16 protein-coding genes are annotated in these 19,380 nt (G+C 67.0%); 3 read left to right on the top strand and 13 right to left on the bottom strand.

The genetic code is table 11. The features are described 5' to 3' along the window. The first annotated feature begins 148 nt into the window (after positions 1 to 148). Positions 149 to 937 (top strand): hypothetical protein, encoded by a 789-nt coding sequence (locus tag ACTPOI_RS00855; protein WP_440105564.1) that lies wholly within the window; start codon positions 149 to 151, stop codon positions 935 to 937. Positions 938 to 977: 40 nt separating this feature from the next. On the opposite strand, the gene ACTPOI_RS00850 is transcribed toward ACTPOI_RS00855, so the two are convergent. The 10 genes from ACTPOI_RS00850 to ACTPOI_RS00805 all read right to left on the bottom strand — a co-directional run bounded on the left by ACTPOI_RS00850 (position 978) and on the right by ACTPOI_RS00805 (position 12,427). Further along, positions 978 to 2,102, bottom strand: a complete 1,125-nt coding sequence (locus ACTPOI_RS00850) for an ABC transporter permease (RefSeq protein WP_440105562.1) — start codon at positions 2,100 to 2,102, stop codon at positions 978 to 980. A 170-nt stretch (positions 2,103 to 2,272) separates the two neighbouring features. Further along, complete coding sequence (gene rbbA / locus ACTPOI_RS00845) at positions 2,273 to 5,014, bottom strand: ribosome-associated ATPase/putative transporter RbbA (RefSeq protein WP_440105560.1); 2,742 nt, start codon at positions 5,012 to 5,014, stop codon at positions 2,273 to 2,275. Continuing rightward, positions 5,011 to 6,105 (bottom strand): HlyD family secretion protein, encoded by a 1,095-nt coding sequence (locus ACTPOI_RS00840; protein WP_440105558.1) that lies wholly within the window; start codon positions 6,103 to 6,105, stop codon positions 5,011 to 5,013. The genes rbbA and ACTPOI_RS00840 overlap by 4 nt, the downstream gene beginning before the upstream one ends. Before the next feature lie 286 nt (positions 6,106 to 6,391). Then, entirely contained in the window at positions 6,392 to 6,997 is a 606-nt protein-coding gene (locus ACTPOI_RS00835; protein ID WP_440105556.1) for a DUF1569 domain-containing protein, read from the bottom strand. A gap of 184 nt (positions 6,998 to 7,181) precedes the next feature. Next, a complete protein-coding gene (locus tag ACTPOI_RS00830; RefSeq protein ID WP_440105554.1) occupies positions 7,182 to 8,384 on the bottom strand; it encodes a GGDEF domain-containing protein in 1,203 nt (400 codons plus the stop codon). Positions 8,385 to 8,531: 147 nt separating this feature from the next. Continuing rightward, positions 8,532 to 9,818, bottom strand: a complete 1,287-nt coding sequence (locus ACTPOI_RS00825; RefSeq protein ID WP_440105552.1) for a hypothetical protein — start codon at positions 9,816 to 9,818, stop codon at positions 8,532 to 8,534. A gap of 163 nt (positions 9,819 to 9,981) precedes the next feature. Further along, on the bottom strand, positions 9,982 to 10,749 hold the full coding sequence (locus ACTPOI_RS00820; RefSeq protein ID WP_094291233.1) for a hypothetical protein: 768 nt from the start codon (positions 10,747 to 10,749) through the stop codon (positions 9,982 to 9,984). A 5-nt stretch (positions 10,750 to 10,754) separates the two neighbouring features. Further along, positions 10,755 to 11,330 carry a hypothetical protein gene (locus ACTPOI_RS00815; RefSeq protein WP_094291058.1) on the bottom strand — a complete coding sequence of 192 codons (576 nt, stop codon included), beginning with the start codon at positions 11,328 to 11,330 and terminating at the stop codon, positions 10,755 to 10,757. A gap of 8 nt (positions 11,331 to 11,338) precedes the next feature. Then, positions 11,339 to 11,626 (bottom strand): DnaJ domain-containing protein, encoded by a 288-nt coding sequence (locus ACTPOI_RS00810; protein ID WP_094291232.1) that lies wholly within the window; start codon positions 11,624 to 11,626, stop codon positions 11,339 to 11,341. Between the two features lie 87 nt (positions 11,627 to 11,713). Further along, positions 11,714 to 12,427, bottom strand: a complete 714-nt coding sequence (locus tag ACTPOI_RS00805; protein ID WP_094291057.1) for a YebC/PmpR family DNA-binding transcriptional regulator — start codon at positions 12,425 to 12,427, stop codon at positions 11,714 to 11,716. Positions 12,428 to 12,651: 224 nt separating this feature from the next. Here ACTPOI_RS00805 and ACTPOI_RS00800 point away from each other — a divergent pair, with 224 nt between their 5' ends. Next, a complete protein-coding gene (locus tag ACTPOI_RS00800) occupies positions 12,652 to 13,881 on the top strand; it encodes a nucleoside recognition domain-containing protein (RefSeq protein ID WP_440105549.1) in 1,230 nt (409 codons plus the stop codon). Between the two features lie 275 nt (positions 13,882 to 14,156). Next, positions 14,157 to 16,436, top strand: a complete 2,280-nt coding sequence (locus tag ACTPOI_RS00795) for an EAL domain-containing protein (RefSeq protein WP_440105547.1) — start codon at positions 14,157 to 14,159, stop codon at positions 16,434 to 16,436. 209 nt (positions 16,437 to 16,645) lie between these two features. Here ACTPOI_RS00795 and ACTPOI_RS00790 read toward each other — a convergent pair whose 3' ends face one another. The 3 genes from ACTPOI_RS00790 to ACTPOI_RS00780 form a co-directional block, all read right to left on the bottom strand. Continuing rightward, positions 16,646 to 17,602, bottom strand: coding sequence for a ZIP family metal transporter (locus ACTPOI_RS00790; RefSeq protein ID WP_440105545.1), 957 nt, complete (start codon positions 17,600 to 17,602; stop codon positions 16,646 to 16,648). 61 nt (positions 17,603 to 17,663) lie between these two features. After that, on the bottom strand, positions 17,664 to 18,287 hold the full coding sequence (locus tag ACTPOI_RS00785; protein WP_440105543.1) for a superoxide dismutase: 624 nt from the start codon (positions 18,285 to 18,287) through the stop codon (positions 17,664 to 17,666). Between the two features lie 112 nt (positions 18,288 to 18,399). After that, positions 18,400 to 18,906 carry a hypothetical protein gene (locus tag ACTPOI_RS00780; protein WP_440105541.1) on the bottom strand — a complete coding sequence of 169 codons (507 nt, stop codon included), beginning with the start codon at positions 18,904 to 18,906 and terminating at the stop codon, positions 18,400 to 18,402. Between the last annotated feature and the right edge of the window lie 474 nt (positions 18,907 to 19,380).

Here is a 19,380-nt window from a genome sequence, read left to right as displayed (position 1 = left end):
GTCTGTCACAGTTCGCATGCCTCGACGGCCGTTCGCCACGACCTTGGGTGATCCAGCGTGCCAGACGACTACCATCGGGACACTTCAGTGGGCAATGATCATCCCGTGCAGCCCCCCCCAGCGCCTGAACCCATTGGTCGCTTTCGCCATGCACAAACAACTCCTCCTCTGCGTTGCGGCGCTGACATTCAGCGCCACTGCGAGGGCGGAAGCAAGCCTTGCAGACCTGATTTTCATGATGCCCAAGCTCGTCTTGATGGGCATCTACAACGAGTTGGCCAGGCCCTGGCTGCTGGCGGGCCTGTGGGGTGCCGCCGCATTGTTCTGGCTGGTGCGCGCAATCACCGGCCGAGATGCCGTCGGCGGACTGCTGGATAACTTCACCTACCCACGCAAGCCCTGGATCAAAACCAGTAGCTACGGAGCCATGGCTTTGCTGGCAATGGCCACGCTGCTTTATGTGCTGGTGGGCTATGCCCTGTGGGGAGCCCCCCAACGCTATGGGGGGCCCAACTTTCCGCAGCATTCAGCACAGCCATCGAAGGGGCCTGTCGTCAAGCACACCCTGCCCTACCCCCATGGCAAATCACCAGACAACCGGCGAGGCGAATGGCCCAAATCCAGTGGCCGCTTGCTCGGCCAACCTTACCTGGCCGCTGGTGGGGACACCCTGATCACGCTAAACAATCCCGGCGATGAAGGACTATGGGCGCGCCTGTGCGCAGCGGATGCCAACCCCTGTTCCCCGCTGAGGCAGGTCTACTTGTCCCCCCGCGGAGGCTACACACTGGACCGCGTGGACGAAGGCAAATACCGCGTGGTATTTACCCAGACCAGTGGCAAGAACCTGTCAGGAAGCACCCGCGCGTTCTCAGTCACCGGAGACCGAAGGGGCAGCTTCAATCTGCCCCTGAAAGAATTCGACACCAAGCCATGACACTCTCGCCCGGTGTGAGACACAGGAAGCACTGGTGCGCTCATGCCATGCGCGCAATCGTCTTGCGAAACCGCGCCAGCGCCAGGCTGAACAGCACCGCCCCAATGCCCAGCAGCCACACCAGCGACGGCCACACCACCGCCCAGCCTGCGCCCCGGTAGAGGATGGCCTGGGCCAGCTCGGTGAAGTGCGTGGTGGGCGCCAGCGCCATGCCGTACTGCACCCACAGGGGCATGCTCTCGTGCGGGGTCACGCCGCCAGACAGCATTTGCAGCGGCATCATGATGAGCACCATGAGCAGCCCGAACTGCGGCATGCTGCGCGCCACCGTGGCCATGAAGATGCCCATGGACGTGGTGGCAAACAGGTGCAGCGTGGCGCCCAGCAGAAACAGCGGCACCGAGCCCTCGATGGGCACACCAATCGCCCAGCGGATCACCGCCGTGAGCGACACCCAGGTAGCAACCAGCACCACCAGCGCCATGGCCCAGACCTTGGCCAGCATGATCTCGCCGGGGGTGACAGGCATCACCAGCAGATGCTCCACGGTGCCATGCTCGCGCTCGCGGATCAGCGCGGCGCCGGTGAGGATGATGGAGAGCATGGTCACGATGTTGATCAGCTCCATGAGCGAGCCGAACCATGCGGGGTTGAGCGCCGGGTTGAAGCGCGCGCGCACCACCAGCTCCACCGGCTGGGTGGGCGCGCTGCGGTGGCCCTGCACAAACTCGGCGGCCTCCTGCTGCACGATCTGCGCCACTGCGCCGTTGGCGGCAAACGCCTGGCCGTTGCGTGTGGCGTCCACATTCAGCTGCACCGAGGGGGACCTGCCCGCCAGCACGTCGCGCTGGAAGTGGGCGGGAAGGTGCAGCACCAGCGTGAAACGGCCTGCATCCAGGCCGGGGTCTACCTCGTGCATGCCGATCATGGCCGGGCGTGTGAATTGGGGCGGGTAGAAGGCGCTGGCAATGCGTTGCGACAGGGCCGAGCCATCCTCGTCCACGATGGCGATGGGCACGTGGTACAGCGTCTCAGGCTGCGCCTTGCCAGCGGAATAAACCGCCAGCGTGGTGGTGTAGACGATGAGGAACAGCATGGCCGGGTCGCGCCACAGGCTCCACAGCTCCTTGATGCCCAACCGAAAGATGTTCGACCACTGAATCATGTCCATCCCCCTGTGGCGCTGCGCGCCTTCCCCCTTCTCTCGCGCTGTGCGCGGGAAGGGGGACGCTGCCAGCGCGGCGGGGCGGCCCTTGCGCGGCAGCCACTGGCCTGTGCCGCGCCGGTTTCTGCGGACGGAGGCTCGAAGACAGCCATTGCAAGGTTGTGCGTCACTCAACTCTCCTGCTTTCTGAGGAGCGCAATCGCCGCGCCGACAATGACCGGCACCGCCACCAGCATGGGCCAGAACTCGGCCTGCAGGTCCTGCAGCGTGAGGGCCTTGTTGAACACGCCCCGGCTGATGGTGAACATGTGGCTGGCCGGGTAAACCTCGCCCACCCAGCGCGCAAAGCCTGTCATGGCCGACACGGGGTTGATCAGGCCCGCAAACTGCACGGCCGGGATGAGCGTGCCCACCATGGCAAAGAACATGGCCGCGATCTGGCTGCGCGTGACGGTGGACGCCAGCAGCCCCATGCCCGTGGAGCAAAAGCTGAAGATGAGCGCCGCCAGCGCCAGCGTGCCAAAGCTGCCCGTCATGGGCACGCCAAACACCGTGACGGCCGCCAGGCACATCAGCCCGAAGTTGAACAGCGCCAGCAGCACATAGGGCAGCTGCTTGCCCAGCATGAACTCGGTGCGCGTGGTGGGCGTGACGTACAGGTTGATGATGGAGCCCAGCTCCTTCTCGCGCACCACGGCCAGGGCGGTGAGCATGGCGGGCAGCATGAGCAGCAGCAGCGGGATGACTGCGGGCACCATGGCGGGCAGGCTGCGCACGTCGGGGTTGTAGCGGTAGCGGGTTTCTACCTCCACCAGGCTGTGTAGGGCCATGCCTGTGCGGCTCTGGATGGCCTGGGCGAGCCAGTCCTGGTGCATGCCCAGCGCGTAGCCCATGGCCGTCTCGGCCCGCTGGGGCATGGCGCCGTCCACCCAGGCGCCGATCTGCACAGCCTGGGCACGCTCCAGGTCGCGCGCAAAGCCAGGCGGGATTTCGAGTGCCAGCGAGATTTCACCCGAGCGCATGCGCTGGTCCAGCTCGGCATGGCTGGCAATGGGCGGCCGCTCCGCAAAATAGCGCGAACCCGCCAGGTTCAGGGTGTAGGCACGGCTGGCTGCCGACTGGTCGCGGTCCAGCACCGCAAAGCGCAGCTTTTCCACATCCATGCTGATGCCGTAGCCCATCACAAACATCAGGATCAAAGAGCCCAGCAGCGCCAGCGCGCCCCGCACCGGGTCCCGCCGCAGCTCCAGCGCCTCGCGCCACTGGGTGCTGTGGATGCGTGCCAGGCTCTGGCGCAGGCGCTGCGCCCAGGTCGGGCGGGCCGGGGCTCTGCCCACCGAGGCCGACGGGGCCGGTTCGACATTCGGCAGGCCAGATGCGCCTCCGCCCGCATCCACCAGGTAGCCGATGAAGGCTTCTTCCAGCGTGGTGGCGCTGCGCTGGGCCACGATGTCGGCTGGTGCCGCACTGGCCAGCACCCGGCCTGCGTGCATGAGCGAGATGCGGTCGCAGCGCTCGGCCTCGTTCATGAAGTGGGTGGAAATGAAGATGGTGACCTTGTCCCGCCGCGCCAGCTCCACCATCAGCCGCCAGAAATGGTCGCGCGCGATCGGGTCCACGCCCGAGGTGGGTTCGTCCAGGATCAGCAGCTCAGGCTCGTGCACCATGGCCACGGCCAGCGACAGGCGCTGGCGCATGCCCAGCGGCAGCTGCAGGGGCAGCGTGCCGCGCGCACCCTGCAGGCCAAAGCGCTCCAGCATGGTCCACACGCGCTGGGGTACCTCGGCCTCGGGCACATGGAACAGCCGAGCGTGCAGCACCAGGTTCTGCTCCACCGACAGCTCGCTGTACAGCGAAAACGCCTGCGACATGTAGCCCACGCGGCGGCGCGTGGCCATGTCCTTGGGGTCCACCGGCTGACCAAACAGCCAGGCCTGCCCATCGGTGGCGGGCAGCAGGCCGGTGAGCATCTTCATGGTGGTGGACTTGCCGCATCCATTGCTGCCCAGGAAGCCAAAAATCTCGCCGCGCTGGATGCGAAAGCTCACATGGTCCACCGCCACAAAGTCGCCAAACTGCATGGTCAGGCCCCGGGCTTCGATGGCGATCTCGGCGGCTGACTCCGTCTGCAAGGGCGTGATCACCACGGGCTGGTGCCCGCGCCGTTTGGTCTCGGGCAGCAGGGCCACAAAGGCGGCCTCCAGACTCGCATGGCCGGTGCGCTGCATCAGCTCGGCGGGCGTGCCCGTGGCCAGAATGCGGCCTTCGTCCATGGCCACCAGCCAGTCAAAGCGCTGCGCCTCCTCCATGTAGGCGGTGGCCACCAGCACGCTCATGCCCGGGCGGCCTGCGCGGATGCGCGCGATCAGGTCCCAGAACTGGGCGCGGGCCAGCGGGTCCACGCCCGTGGTGGGCTCGTCCAGGATGAGCAGGTCGGGGTCGTGGATGAGTGCGCAGCACAGGGCCAGCTTCTGCTTCATGCCGCCCGAGAGCTTGCCCGCTGGCCGCGCCAGAAACGGGTGCAGCCCGGTGCTGCGGGTCAGGTCGTCGATGCGGCGGCGGCGCTCGGTGGCGTCGTGGCCAAACAGGCGGCCGAAGAACTGCAGGTTTTCTTCCACCGACAGCGTGGGGTACAGGTTCTTGCCCAGGCCCTGCGGCATGTAGGCAATGCGCGGGCAAACTGCGTTGCGGTGGTGGCCGTCGGCCATGTCGCCGCCCAGCACCCGCACCTGCCCCCGCTGCACCGCCCGTGCTCCGGCCACCAGCGCCAGCAGGCTGGACTTGCCCACCCCGTCCGGCCCGATCAGGCCCACCATGCACGCAGCGGGCAGCTGCAGGTCGATGCCCTCCAGCGCCACCGTGCGGCGGTAGCGCTGGCTGACGCCTGCGAGGGTGACTACGGGGGCGGTCACTGTGCCGCCTGGGGGGCTGCTGTTTGCATGCTTTCTTTGACCGCCAGTTGCTGCGGCCAGGGTGCGCTCGGGTCGAGGCGCAGCCAGGCCACGCCAGGCAGGCCGGTCTTGACCTGTTCCCGGTGGCGCACCAGCAGATCCTTGGGAATGTGCGCCCGCACGCGGAACATGAGCTTTTGCCGCTCACTGGCGGTCTCCACCGTCTTGGGGGTGAACTGCGCCGTGCTGGCCACAAACGAGACGCTTGCGGGAATCACAAAGCCGGGTGCGGCGTCGAGCACGATGCGCACTTCGCTACCCAGCGCCACGCGGCCCGCCACGGTCTCGGGCAGGAAGAAGGTCATGTACACATCGGTCAGATCGGCCAGCTGCAGCACGCGCGCACCCGCACCCACCACCTCACCCGGCTGCACCACGCGGAACTGCACGCGCCCTGCCCTCGGGGCCTTGAGTTCGCTGTCGGCCAGCTCCACGTCGATGCGCGCCAGGGTGGCCTGCAGCGCACGCACATTAGCCTCGGCGCTGGTCACCTGCATGCGCGCGGCGCCAATGCCCGCCTGCGCAGCCTTGGCCTGCGAGCGCGCAGCCGTCAATGCCGCCTGCAGGCTGTGCACCTTGGCACGGTCGTCGTCCAGCAGCTGGCTGGAAAAGAAGCCCTCGCGCGCCAGCTTCTCAGAGCGCGGCAGGCGCCGCTGGGCGGTGTCCAGGTCGCTCTCACGCTGGGCCACCACAGCCAGGGCGGCATGGTGGTCGCTCTCGCGCTGTGCCACCTGCACCCGTGCGCTGTCGATGGCCAGCTGCGCCTGCTGCAGCCGCGCCACGGCTTCGTCGCGCTGGGCCTGCAGGCTGTCGATCTGCATGCGGGCCACGGGCTGGCCCGCCGAGACGAACGCGCCCTCGTCCACCAGCACCTCCTGCACCCGCCCCGCGAGCTTGGTGGCCACAGCCACCTCGGTGGCCTCGATGCGGCCATTGCCGCTGACAAAACCAGGCCCGGGGCCCTGGGGCTGCCAAGGCGCCCAGCGCAGCAGCACAGCGCTCCCCGCCAGCACCACGGCCAGCGCCGCAACTATCGTCCATCGCTTGGTCATGGGTCATCCTTGCAGGGTGCTGGCGCAAACCCGCGCTGCGCGCGGTGCCAGACCCGTCAAAGGATGGTAGCCCTGGCCCCGGGCTGCCCCAAGCACTCCCAAGCGGTCTCTTGACCTGCATCAATCCCTGCACAAAGGCCCCCACAGGCGGCCTCCAGGGCCTCGGGCACCCACCAGTCTGCAGGCGCCTGGGCTGCGGGCCTGCAATGGGTGATCTGCTGAAAATTGCAAGGAAAATCGGCCTTTCCGCCTGCCTGGCATGCCTTGATAGCTATCAAAAATATAGCTAACCCACCACATCAAACGCCGACAGGTGGTTGGCCAGGTGCATGGCATGCGCCTGCTCGTACTGCGCCTTGGTAAGAGCGCCATAGGCAAAGTGGGGCTGCAAGGGGCCGGTGTGGGCGGCAAAGTCCTGCGCCGCCTTGCGCAGGCGGGCCAGGGCGGACTCACCCTCGGCCGTTGCGTCCAGCGCAGGGGCGCCGGGAATGGGTTCGGCCAGGTTGTGGCTCATGCGCCCGCGCTGGGCAAACAGCGTGAAGGCCGCGGCGCCCAGCGTGTTCTGGAACAGGGCCGACTTTGGAGCTGGAAAACCCTGCAGCGAATACTCGATGCTCTGCGCGCAGTGCACCAGCGTCTGCGACCAGTTCCAGGCCGTGGCGGGGGCCAGCGGGCCCACGGCGGCGCTGGCCAAACGTTCCACCTCGCGCATGGCATCGGCCACGGTCGCAAAAACCAGCTGCCGGTCGTTGGCAGGCCGGTACAGCAAGTAGCCGCCCCCCGCCACCACCCCCACGGTGGCCAGGCCTGCGCCATAACGCAGGAAAGCCCTGCGGGGCGATGCCATCGGGCCGGTGGGAACGCTGCTACTGCGGGAGGGAGTGGCTGCCATGGCGTGTGCGTGTCAATGACGTGGGGTGACCTCAGGGCCTGCAATTTTGCGGCAGGCCCATGCCGGGCACCTACAGCACACGCCCCCCTGAAGGTCGGGCAGCCGACATTGGGCTGCTGGGCGACGCACAAGCGTTCTGTGCGCAGGCCGCCCAAGCCCCCCGGCGATCCCGCAGCAGCTCCACTCAGGCCGCCGTCGCCACCACTGCAGGCGCCGCAGCGGCCGCGGCAGGGCCCGACATCTCTACCCGGTTGCGGCCGCGTTGCTTGGCCAGGTACATGGCCTCATCCGCTCGTTGCAGCGCGGCGCCCGCCGAGTCGCCTGGGCCGCACAGGGCAATGCCGATGCTCACCGTGAGAGGGATCGAGCGCGCACCTGCGGCGGCAGGGTGGGATTCGACCAGCAGCCGCAGGCGTTCGGCCACGGCGCGTGCGCCCTCTGCCCCGGCGTTGGGCAAGAAGATGGCGAACTCTTCGCCGCCCAGCCGGCCCATCACGTCCTCCTTGCGCAGGCAGCGCAGGCCCAGGGCCACAAAGTGGCGCAGCACATCGTCGCCCGCACGGTGGCCCCAGGTGTCGTTGATGGTCTTGAAGTGGTCCAGATCCAGCACCAGCACGGGCACCGGGGTATGGGTGCGCTGGGCACCGCTCACGGCCTTGTCGAGCAAGGTGAAGAAGGCGCGGCGGTTGAAGACACTGGTGAGCGGGTCCACCTCGGCCAGGTGCCGCAGCTCGCTGGTGATGAATTCGTTGGCCAGGATCAGCGCGCCAAACCCCAGCAGCACGGCGGCCACGATGGCCTCCAGCACCACAAACTGCGACACCAGCGCCATGGGCCCCGCCCCCGGCAGCACCCCGGGCCCCGCACTGCCCAGCGTGAACAAGGCAGGCCGCAGCAGCAGGAACAGGCCATGCAGGCCCAGTACGCCCGCCAGCAGGTAGCGGGCGGGCACCCGATGCATGCCCCCTGCCGCCAGGGTGCGCGCCGTGAGCAGGTAGCACACACCCGCCCCCAGCCCCGCCAGCACAAAACGCATGCCCAGGTGTGGGTACACCACCGTGAACACCACCGACAAGGCCACCAGCGCGCCGATGCCCACCACCGCATAGAGGTGCGAAAACGGCCGCCGCCCCATGTAAGTGCGCCCGGCCAGCAGGCACAGATAGGCCCCCAGCGCCACAAACCCCTGTGAGATGACCACCCCCACCACCTCGGGCAGCCAGCTGCGCACCAGCAGGCTCACGGTAAAAATCGAGCTGCACAGAAAGGACAACATCCACAGGCGCAGGCCCGGGATGTTCTTGTTGAAATGCCACACGGCGTAGAGCACGGCGGTGACAAGCGCGGTCAAAAGCGCCGCAAGGATGGTGAGTGTGGGGCTGTGCACGGGGGGATGGGCAGGCGGGTGCCCCAAATGTTAACCGCGCCGCCGCCGCGCCCTGCCTCGGGCCGGTGCGCGAGGCAGGATTGCTTGACCTGGGTTAAGAACAGAGGAGCAAGCCCCTCTCAGCCCGCCATCGCCCTGAGGGGCTGGTTACCCCACCACATTGCACTCGCGGCGCAACAGCGCCAGAGCATCGTGCAGCTGGTAGTCCATGTCGCTGAGCAAGGTTTTCTCGGCGTCCTGCACAAAGCTGTTCCACAGCGCCAGGTAGTCCTGCTGGTGCACGCCGGGCGCATGGGCACGGATGAAGTCGGCGGCCAGCGCAGGCTGCAGGCCGGACTTGCGCGCCTTGCGCACCAGGCTGGCGGCGGTTTTCTCCGTCAGCAAGGTCTTCTTGGGCACACCGGCTGCCAGGCACAGGAACAGCGTGAGCAGCGAATGTTCGTCGTCGTTGCCGTCGGTGGTCTTGGTCCAGGTTTTGCTGGCGGCTTGTGGGGGTTCGGCGTCGTCTTCCAGCGCGTCCAGGCTGTGGTGCAGGGCCTCCACCTCGGCCAGCGGGTCGTCCAGCAGGAAGTAGCGCGCACGAAATGCGGCCATGGGCCGCAGCAGGGTGCGCAGCGGCGTGGTGGACTGCAGCAGCTTGGGCAAGTCGGCCAGCACGGCGCTGCAGTGCGCCGCCACGGCATCGTGCAGCGGCTGGGGCAGCCCGGGCGGCAGGCGCAGTGCCGTGGGCACGGGCAGCTTCTTCTTGCGCAGGCCTGTCACCAGCTTTTCAAATGCCGGTGCACTGGGCCACTCGCCCGCCGCCATGGCCTGCGGGGCCAGGGCCTGCATCAGCAGGCCCGTGCGGACCACGGCCTCGGCGTCGGCACCGGCGGATTCCAGCTCGTCGGTGTCCAGGTCGTACTGCGCGGCCAGCCACTCGGCGGCGGCGATGGCCTGGGCAATCTGGCTGCGCCGGGCCAGCTCGGCGCGGTAGTCGGCATGGCTGCGCAGCGACCAGGCGGCCAGCAGCGGCGTTTCGGCATCGGCATAGCCGGCCATGCCGAAGTTGCTGCTCTCGGGCATGGCGATCAGCCGCTTGAGCATGTCCGAGCCGCCCTTGGAGCGCGACAGAAAGGAGTTGTCGCGCAGCGAGACCGCCGCCTTGGCCAGGTCACCGTCCGTGGTCTCCAGCAGGTACAGGCTGATGAGGTTGACCATGCGGTCGCGCGCTTTTTCCAGCTCGGGCCGCAAGAACTCGCTGCCAAAGTAGCGCGCAATCTGCACCATGCCCTTGGGCGCATCGGTATTGATGGCCGCCAGCCGGTCCGCATCGAGGATGCCGTGCTGCACGCCGTACACCAGCGCCTTTTCAAAGAAAGGGCGCGCGTCGTGCAGTTGCAGGGCGTTGGCGCCCGTTGGCGAATCAGAAGCAGTCGTAGGGGGCAAGGTCATGCAGGTACTCCATCGCGTTGCTCACGCTCTTTGCAACTGTCGCGGCCCAAGCCAGGACCGCCGAGCAAGGGCCGCCCCGCAGCGAGGGCGGTGTCCCCCTTCCCGAATCACGCAGTGATTCGAGAGAAGGGGGAAGGCGCGCAGCGCCACAGGGGGATGTTCTCTAGATCGCGGACTCTTCGTCGGAAGCGCGGGCCGCGGGCGTGGCCTTGCCCCGGTCGGTCTCACTGGTCTCGAACTTGCCGTCGTCTTCCTCGGCAGGGGTGTCATCGCCCTCCTCCAGGCCCAGGTCAAAGGCACGCGCCTTGGCGCGCAGCACCAGCAGCATTTCGATGAACAGGTCGCGGCACTCGTAGCGCAGCAGCCAGGCCATCTGCATCCAGTCGCGGTCGGCCACCTCGTCCTGGTCCACGCGCGGCTGCACGTAGCCGGATGCCAGCAGCTCGTCGTCGCTCAGCGTCACGCCGTAGTCTTCGGTCGCGTCAAAGGTACCGGTGCGGGCAAAGGCCTCCACGCGGCTCCACTTCTCGGCAAAGTAGTTGGCCAGGGCCTCGGCGCCGCCTTCCAGGTCGCCAATGGCGGTGAGGAACTCCACCGGATCGGCATCGTCGCGGAAGACCACGGCGTTGACCATGTTCCGCAGGTGGGTGTGGGTGAGGTCCTTGTACTGCTTTTCCAGCACCATGGCGCGCGCAAACTGCTCGGGCGTGACCAGCATGTTGACCACGGACGCCTTGGAGTCGTCGTACTCGCGCATCACGGCCAGGATGTCCTTGGGCGCGAGCTGGTCCAGCACCACCATCAGGGCGTTGTCGCCTTCGGCATCTGCCAGCTCGGCCAGGGCCGATTCGGCGCCCACGATGTCACCCGCCGCAATGAGGCTGGTGGTCTTGGTGATCAGGGCCAGGTGTTGGTTGCTGCTACTGCTCATGGTCGTCATTCCTTGCGGTCAAAGCCCACATCGGCCAGCCAGTTGGCGCTGGACTCCTCGCGCGTACGGCTGTTTTGCGGGTCCACCGCATCGTCGGCACTCAGGGCGCTGTAGTCGTCGTCGTGCTCGGCGGCGTCTTCACCATCGTCCTCGGCATCGCTGTCGCCATGCACAGCGGCGGCAGGCGCCATGCGTGCATGCTGCTGCAGGTATTCCAGCCCCGCCGCCACCGCCAGAAAACGCGCGCCCTGGGGCTCACGCAGCACGGTCTGCGCCAGGCTCTGCGCCCAGGGCTCCAGCGCCACGGCGTGGGTCAGGCTGTGCCAGTCGGGCAAGGCATCCACGGGCAGGCCCAACAGTTGCTCGACGGCTGCAGGCTGGGTGAAGCGGAAACCCCGGTGAAACACCACGGCCACCATCTCGGGGGCCAGCTCCATCATCTGCACCAGAAAGGCGATTTCGTTGCGCTTCTCTGCCAGGCGCTTGCGCAGCACATCGTTGCCTTCGGAGTCGGAGACCAGGTCGTCCAGCTCAGCCTGGTAGGCGGAGCGCAGGTCATGAAAGTAGGGAGAAAGTTTCACAGAAGCGATCAGGAAGAAGAAAGAATGCGCGCCGAGTAGGCTTGCCAGATCTCTTGCGCGGTCTGCAGCGGGTCGTCCAGCAGGTTGCGGCGGCGGTTGTCGTCGTAGGCCTGGCGCGCCTCGTCGTCGGACAGCACCTCGTACGCCTTTTGCACCTGGGCAAAACGCTGGGCAGCGTCGGGCGCGTCGTTGCGGTCGGGGTGGTAGAAGGCGGCCTTCTGGCGATAGGCCTTCTTGATGTCGGCCAGCGACGCATTGGCCGCCAGCCCGAGGGCGGCGTAGTGGTCTGCAGTCATTGAATGGTGGGTGGTGTGAGAGCCGGTGGCGACGGTGGTAGCGATGGCGCAGGCCGAAGGGGCCTGCCATCGCGTATCAACCGTGCATCAGCCGCCCAGGCTCACAAACACGTTCTGCACGTCGTCGTTGCCATCGATGGCTGCCAGGAAGCTTTCGACCTCTTCGAGCTGCTCGGCCGTGAGGTTGGCGGGGTTGACGGGGTTCTTGGGCTTGTAGCCCAGCTTGGCGGTGAGCACCGTGAAGCCGTGGGCAGGCAGTGCGCGGCTCACCAGGTCCAGGTCGGTGGGTTCGGTCCAGAAGACTGTGGTGCCTTCTTCGTCGCCCGCTTCAAAATCCTGCGCACCGGCCTCGATGGCGGCCAGCTCGGGGTCGGCATCGGCGTTGGCCCGCTCGGCCTCGATGATGCCCACATGGTTGAAGTCCCACGCCACCGAGCCCGAGGTGCCCAACTGGCCCTTGCGGAACAGCACGCGCATCTCGGGCGCCGTGCGGTTGACGTTGTCGGTCAGGCATTCGACCATCACGGCCACCTGGTGCGGGGCAAAACCTTCATAGATCACGCGCTCGTAATTGACGGCGTCGGCCCCGGTGCCCGAACCCTTCTTGATGGCGCGCTCCAGCGTGTCCTTGGGCATCGAGGCCTTGCGGGCCTGCTCGACCACCAGGCGCAGGCGCGAGTTGCTGGCCGGGTCGGCACCGCCGCGCGCGGCCACGGTGATTTCCTTGACCAGCTTGCCAAACAGCTTGCCCTTGGCATCGGCCACCAGTGCCTTGCCTTTTGCTTTCCACTGCGCGCCCATGGAGTTACCTTTTTGTGTGGGAATTGAGAGGGGTGTTTGCCGCAGGTTGCCCTGCGCGGCAAAACCCTATAGTTTACCCGCCGCCCTGCAACTGCCCCGTGCGGACAACCCTGGCGCTGTCGTGGCGACGCAAAACCGGTTGCATCCCACCCATCCCCCGCCGACCAGCGTGTAACCTCGGCACCACTCCGGCTCTCACCCGCCCCGGCGCCTACATTCATCCCATGCTCAACACCCTGTGGCTCGGTTTTTTCATCACGGCGGCGGTGGCCGCGCTGGCCCAATGGCTGGTGGGCGGCAATGCCGACATCTTCTCGGCCATGGTGCAGGCGCTGTTCCAGATGGCCAAGCTCTCGGTCGAGGTGATGGTGCTGCTGTTTGGCACGCTCACGCTGTGGCTGGGGTTCTTGCGCATCGCCGAAAAGGCGGGCCTGGTGGACGCCCTGGCGCGCTGGCTGGCGCCGCTGTTTGCCAGGCTCATGCCCGGCGTGCCGCGCGGCCACCCGTCGCTGGGGCTGATCACGCTGAACTTTGCCGCCAACGCCCTGGGGCTGGACAACGCGGCCACGCCCATGGGCCTGAAGGCCATGAAGTCGCTGCAGGAGCTGAACCCGCAGCCCGACACGGCCACCAATGCGCAGATCCTGTTTCTGGTGCTCAACGCATCCTCGCTCACGCTGCTGCCGGTCACCATCTTCATGTACCGCATGCAGCAGGGCGCGCCCGACCCGACGCTGGTCTTCCTCCCCATCCTGCTCGCCACCTCCGCATCCACCCTGGTGGGGCTGCTGAGCGTGGCCGCGGTCCAGCGTCTGCCACTGTGGAGCCCCGTGGTGCTGGCCTACCTGCTGCCCGTGGCGCTGGTGCTGGGCGGGTTCATGGCGCTGCTGACCACGCTCAGCGCCGCCGCCCTGGCCTCGCTGTCGTCGCTGCTGGGCAACCTCACGCTGTTTGCGCTGGTGGTGCTGTTTGTGGCCTTGGGCGCGTGGCGCAAGGTGCCGGTGTACGAGGCGTTCATCGAGGGCGCCCGCGAAGGCTTTGACGTGGCCAAGGGCCTGCTGCCCTACCTCGTGGCCATGCTGTGCGCTGTGGGCGTGTTCCGCGCCTCGGGCGCGCTGGGCTATGTGCTGGACAGCATCCGCTGGTGCGTGACCACGCTGGGCGCCGACGCACGGTTTGTGGATGCGCTGCCCACCGCCCTGGTCAAGCCGTTTTCGGGCAGCGCCGCGCGCGCCATGCTCATCGAAACTATGCAGACCCAGGGCGTGGACAGCTTTGCCGCCCTGGCCGCTGCCACCATCCAGGGCAGCACCGAAACCACCTTCTATGTGCTGGCCGTGTACTTCGGCGCCGTGGGCATTCGGCGCGCCCGGCATGCGGTGGGCTGCGCGCTGCTGGCCGAGCTGGCGGGCGTGGTGGCCGCCATTGCCGTGTGCTACCAGTTTTTCGGGTAAGAAAAAAAATGGATCAAATCAGGCCCTGCCCCCCATTTAATCAGCCCATGCAGCTATCATCCTTATAGCAATCGATGGGCCTTTCCTGATTTTTCCTCTCGTGCGGCGACTTCCACCACTTCTGCAAGCAACGATTGGTGGTTTCCACCATGCGGGTGGCAGAGGGGCCGCCTATGCTGTCCCCCGCAGGGCGGGCGGCGGCGCCCCGGCGGCATTGCGGGGATGCCTCTCCAAGACCCCGTGACCTCCCTGACAAGCGCCTTCCACCACGCTCCATGACCCTGCCCCACCACCCCGCAGCACCCCACGAAGCCGAAGGGCGCCAACACGCCGAGGCCTTGCTCCAGCTGTGCAAACGCCTGGAGCGCGCCTGGACCTTGCCCGACGTGCTGGAAGCCGTCAAACCCATGGGCGAAAGCGTTTTCGACTATCGCCATGTCTGGCTGGCGCTTTTCGACGAAGCCACGGGGATGCTGGATTTCCTCACCCACACCACCAGCGGCGAAGAAAGCGCCCTGAGCCGCCAGCTGCAGACCATGAAAATCCCCGTGAAGGGGGATGCACTGCTCGAAGAAATCATGCAGGCCACCCACGTTGTGGTGGTGGAAGACGCGCGCACCGACCCGCGCACCAACAAGGCCGTGGTGGCGGCACTGCACAACCGCACCATCGTCAACGTGCCGCTGGTCATGGCCGACCAGCGCCTGGGCGCACTGGGCATGGGCACCTATGGCGACGAAGAAGGCGTGCGGCCGCCCAAGCCCTGGCAGGTCGCGCTGATGCAGGCCACCGCCGGGCATCTGGCCGTGGCGCTGGACCGGGTGCGCTTCATGACCGCGCGGCGCGAGGCCGAAGAAGCGCTGGTGCACCAGAAAGAGCGCCTGCAGGTGACCCTGCAATCGATCAGTGATGCCGTGGTCACCACCGATGCTGCGGGGCTGGTGCAATACCTCAACCCCGCTGCCCAGGCGCTGACCGGCTGGCCGCTGGCCGCCGCCTGCGGGCGCAGGCACCAGGATGTGCTGGGCCTGGGCACCGAGCCCGGCACCGACACAGCCCCCGACCTGGTGGGCCGCGCACTGGAGCAAGGCATTACCCAGTTCCATGCGAAGCTGCGATGCACGCCACAGGCGGGCGCACCGTTGCTGATCGATCTGTCGGCCTCCCCCCTGCTGCGCCCCGGTGGCGATGCCGACGGTGTGGTGCTGGTGTTTCGTGACGTGACCGAGGCCAGCCGGCTGAGCCGCGAAATGGAGTTCCAGGCCCTGCACGACACGCTCACCAGCCTGGGCAACCGCCGTGCGTTCGAGCACCTGCTGGCCCAGGCCTTTGCCGCCACGCGCGATGCCACGGCCCGCCACTGCGTGTGTTACCTCGACCTCGACAATTTCAAGGTGATCAACGACACCTGCGGCCATGCCGCAGGCGACGAGCTGCTGCGGCAGGTGGCGCGCCTGTTTCTGGCCCACCTGCAGCCCCAGGACCTGCTGTGCCGCCTGGGCGGCGACGAGTTCGGCATCCTGCTGTGGCAGCAGGATCTGCAACAGGCCTTGCAGGTGGCAGAGCGCATGCAGCAGGAACTGGCCGCGTTCCGCTTTGTGTGGCGCGACCATGTGTTCAGCGTGAGCGTCAGCATCGGGGCGGTGATGCTCGACGCCACCACCGAAAGTGTGGGCGCCTTGCTGCAGGCCGCCGACAGCGCCTGCTACGTGGCCAAGGACGGCGGCCGCAACCGCATCCATGTCTATGCCGAGAACGACCCGGCACTGGCGCAACGCTATGGCGTGATGGAATGGGTCAGCCGCATCGAAGACGCCCTGCAGCACGACCGGTTCGAGCTGTTCGGCCAGCCCATCATCGGCCTGGGCGCGGCCCCTGACAGCCAGCGCCGTGGCCTGCGTTGCGAAATCCTGCTGCGCATGCGCACGGCCGATGGCCGCCTGGTTTCGCCCGGAGAATTCATGCCCGCCGTGGAGCGCTACCAGCTGGCCGCCCGCGTGGACCGCTGGGTCATCAAAAAGGCCTTGGCATGGATGGCCGAACACCAGGAGGGGGTGGAGCTGTGCAGCATCAACCTCTCGGGCCAGTCGGTGGGCGACGCCGCCTTCCTGGGCCAGGTGCTGCAGGCCATGGACCAGACCCCGGTGCGCTGCGACCGCCTGTGTTTCGAGATCACCGAAACCGCCGCCATGGGCGACCTGGCAGCGGCCAACCGCTTCTTCCAGGCCCTGCGCGCGCGGGGCTGCCAGTTCGCGCTCGACGACTTTGGCAGTGGACTGTCTTCCTACGCCTACCTGCGCGAGCTGGCGGTGGACACGCTCAAGATCGACGGCCAGTTTGTGAAGAACATGGCCGACGACCCCGTGAGCTTTGCCATGGTGAAGTCCATCCACGAGATCGGTTGCCTGATGGGCAAGAAAACCGTGGCGGAGTTTGCCGAAAGCCAGGCCATCGTGGACCTGCTGACCGGCCTGGGTGTGCACTTTGCCCAGGGATACGCCCTGGGCCGCCCCGCCCCCATCGACGAATTGCTGCTGGAAACCGTGGCGCACTGAGCGCCTGCCATCGGCCACCGGCGTCCCGGGCGCTGATAACGGTATGCGTTCAAAAATACAAACCGTCCACGCTGAGCCTGTCGAAGCGCCGCGCGAGGCGCAGGCAGGCTCAGCCCGAACGGTTCTTGTTGACAGAAAATTTCAAGCCAAAACAGGCCCTTGCGCTCGACCATCATGCCCCGATAGCTATTAAATACATAGCAATCAACTCAACCCAGCGCTGTATCCAGCAGCATCATCACCACAAACCCCACCATCAGCCCGCCGGTGGCCCAGGCCTCGTGGCCCTTGCGGTGCGACTCGGGGATGATCTCGTGGCTGATCACAAACAGCATGGCCCCGGCCGCAAACCCCAGCCCCCAGGGCAACAGGCTGGCCGATGCGCTGACGACAGCCGCCCCCAGCACGGCGCCCAGGGGCTCGACCAGGCCCGAGGCCATGCCCAGCCCCACCGCCAGCGCGCGCCGGTAGCCCGCCGCCAGCAGCGCCATGGCCACCACCAGGCCCTCGGGCACATCCTGGATGGCGATGCCGGTGGCCAGCGCGTTGGCCCGCAGCGGGTCGCCGCCCGCATGCGCCACGCCAATGGCCAGCCCCTCGGGCAGGTTGTGCAGCGCAATCGCAAACACAAACAGCCAGGTGCGCTGCAGCGTGCGCGACGCCGGGGCGCCCTCCACGCCCTTGATGAAATGCTCGTGCGGCAGCAGGCGCTCCATCCACAGCAGCACCAGCGCCCCCAGCAGGATGGCCCCGCCCACCGTGGCGCCCGCCCCCCAGGCGCCCGCCCCTGCCCCGCGCGCCGCATGGAGGCCCGGGATGATCAGCGAGAACGCGCAGGCCGCCAGCATCACGCCCGCGCCAAAGCCAAACAGCGTGTCTTGCGCGCGCTCGGACAGGCGCTGCGACAACAGCACCGGCAGCGTGCCCAAAGCGGTGGCCAGTGCGGCCACCAGCCCGCCCCACCACGCCGCCTCCACCGTGGGCTGGCTGGCAATCCACTGCCACGCCTGGGCAGCGGCGGCCACGATGCCCAGCAACACAATGCCCAGGCCCAGCCACTGCCGCCAGCGCAAAGCCACGGCGCGCCCTGCAGGCGGGGTCACACCTTCAGCGGTGAGCGCAGGGGATTCCAAGGCGGTGTCGGGCGAACTGGGCGGCATCTGCATGGCGGCGGCTCCGGTGTGGGCAACAGGTGGGTCTAGGAACAGGAATCGCTGTGCAAGGCAGTCACGCCTGCGCGAGTGCAAAGCGGCGGGCCACCTCGGTCCAGTCGATCACGTTGTAGAACGCCGCGATGTACTCAGGGCGGCGGTTCTGGTACTGCAGGTAATAGGCGTGCTCCCACACATCCAGCCCCAGGATGGGCGTGTTGCCCGACATCGCCCCTGCCATCAGCGGGCTGTCCTGGTTGCCCGTGCTCTCCACCACCAGCTGGCCCGCCGCGCCCACACACAACCAGGCCCAGCCGCTGCCAAACCGCGTAAGCGCCGCCTTGGTGAATGCATCCTTGAACGCGGCAAAACCGCCCAGGTCGGTGTCGATGGCGCGTGCCAGCGCGCCCTCGGGCTGCCCGCCGCCCTGGGGCGACATCACGCGCCAGAACAGGCTGTGGTTGGCGTGCCCGCCGCCGTTGTTGCGCACGGCGCCCTGCAGGTTTTCGGGCAGCAGCACCAGCCGCGCCACCAGCTCATCAATGGGCAGATCGGCATGGGGCGTGCCCTCCAGCGCGGCGTTCAGGTTGTTGATGTAGGTCTGATGGTGCTTGGAATGGTGGATCTCCATCGTGCGCGCGTCGATGTGCGGCTCCAGCGCGTCATAGGCATAGGGCAAGGCAGGCAGCGTGTAAGGCATGGTTTTTTCGGTCGGGTTGAGAGAAGGAAGAACGGAAGAAACACATCCGGCGCGGGCAAAGTTGGCTGGTGTGCGAAGAAGGGGCCACAACGGCGTGGTGGTCGCGTTGCTGTCAGGACGACCGCCCAGCAGGCCCGCCCCCGGCAAGCGCCTGGGCAATGGCGGGATGGGGGCCATGGCTGCGCACATGGGCTAACAAGGCCGCATACGTTTCGCGCCCATGCCGCCACGCCGCCTGGCGCAGCGCGGCGCCACACCGGCCATCCGCCACAAGGCTCTGCAGCAGCCCATGGGCCCGGCCCAGCAAGCGCGCCGCCGCATCGGGCTCGGCCGCCTGCACCTGCAAATCGGCCACATTCAGGTGCGACACCACCAGGGCCGCAATGCAGTCATCCTCCCGCCCCGCCGGGGGCGTTTGCTGCACCAGACGCAACGCCAGCGCCAGCGCCTGCTGCTCAAACGCCAGCGCCATGGCCATCTGGCCCATCTGCCCGGCGGCGCGGGCACGCTGCATGGCGCGCTCCCACTGGGGCAAGGTGGCCGGGACTGGCGGCAAGCCTGTAGAGGTGGCGGCGCAGTCAGGGGTGTGGGGGTGGGAGGGGGTGCCCATCAGGTCCATCGCAAAACTCCTGGAGGAGCCTTTTGCGGTGGACGGGGTGTGGCGTACTCAGGCCACTAGATGATAACGATTTGCATTTGCAATGTCCAACTGGGTTGGGAAAAGCGTGCCTCTGCGTGGTGGATTGACGTGCGCACTCGGGGAATGGGAGGCCCACGTTGGCTCATGGCCCAGCTTGCTCGTTACCTGAAAGTTGCTTAATGGAGGGCTCAGGCCTTACCCGCTCGCAAGCTATAGTTTGCGTAATCAAACATCGCCGGGTTTTGCAGATTTAGACCAGAATATTTGAACAGCACTGCAACTGCAAACCCAAGCGTCAAGCCACTTTCAGGAAGATCCAATGCCCAGAATATCCCTCACGGCCTAGTTTATCCTGCAGGTTTTGCGGTCTAAGTTACGTTGGGCGTCATTAGCAGCAACTGTCGACTTGAAGGAATATGGGACTCAAATCGGACGTTGATGAAGTCACTAGTT

This window comes from Acidovorax sp. BL-A-41-H1, assembly GCF_051942715.1.
Note: the sequence above shows the minus strand (reverse complement) of the source record. Positions and strands in the feature narration are given on the sequence as shown.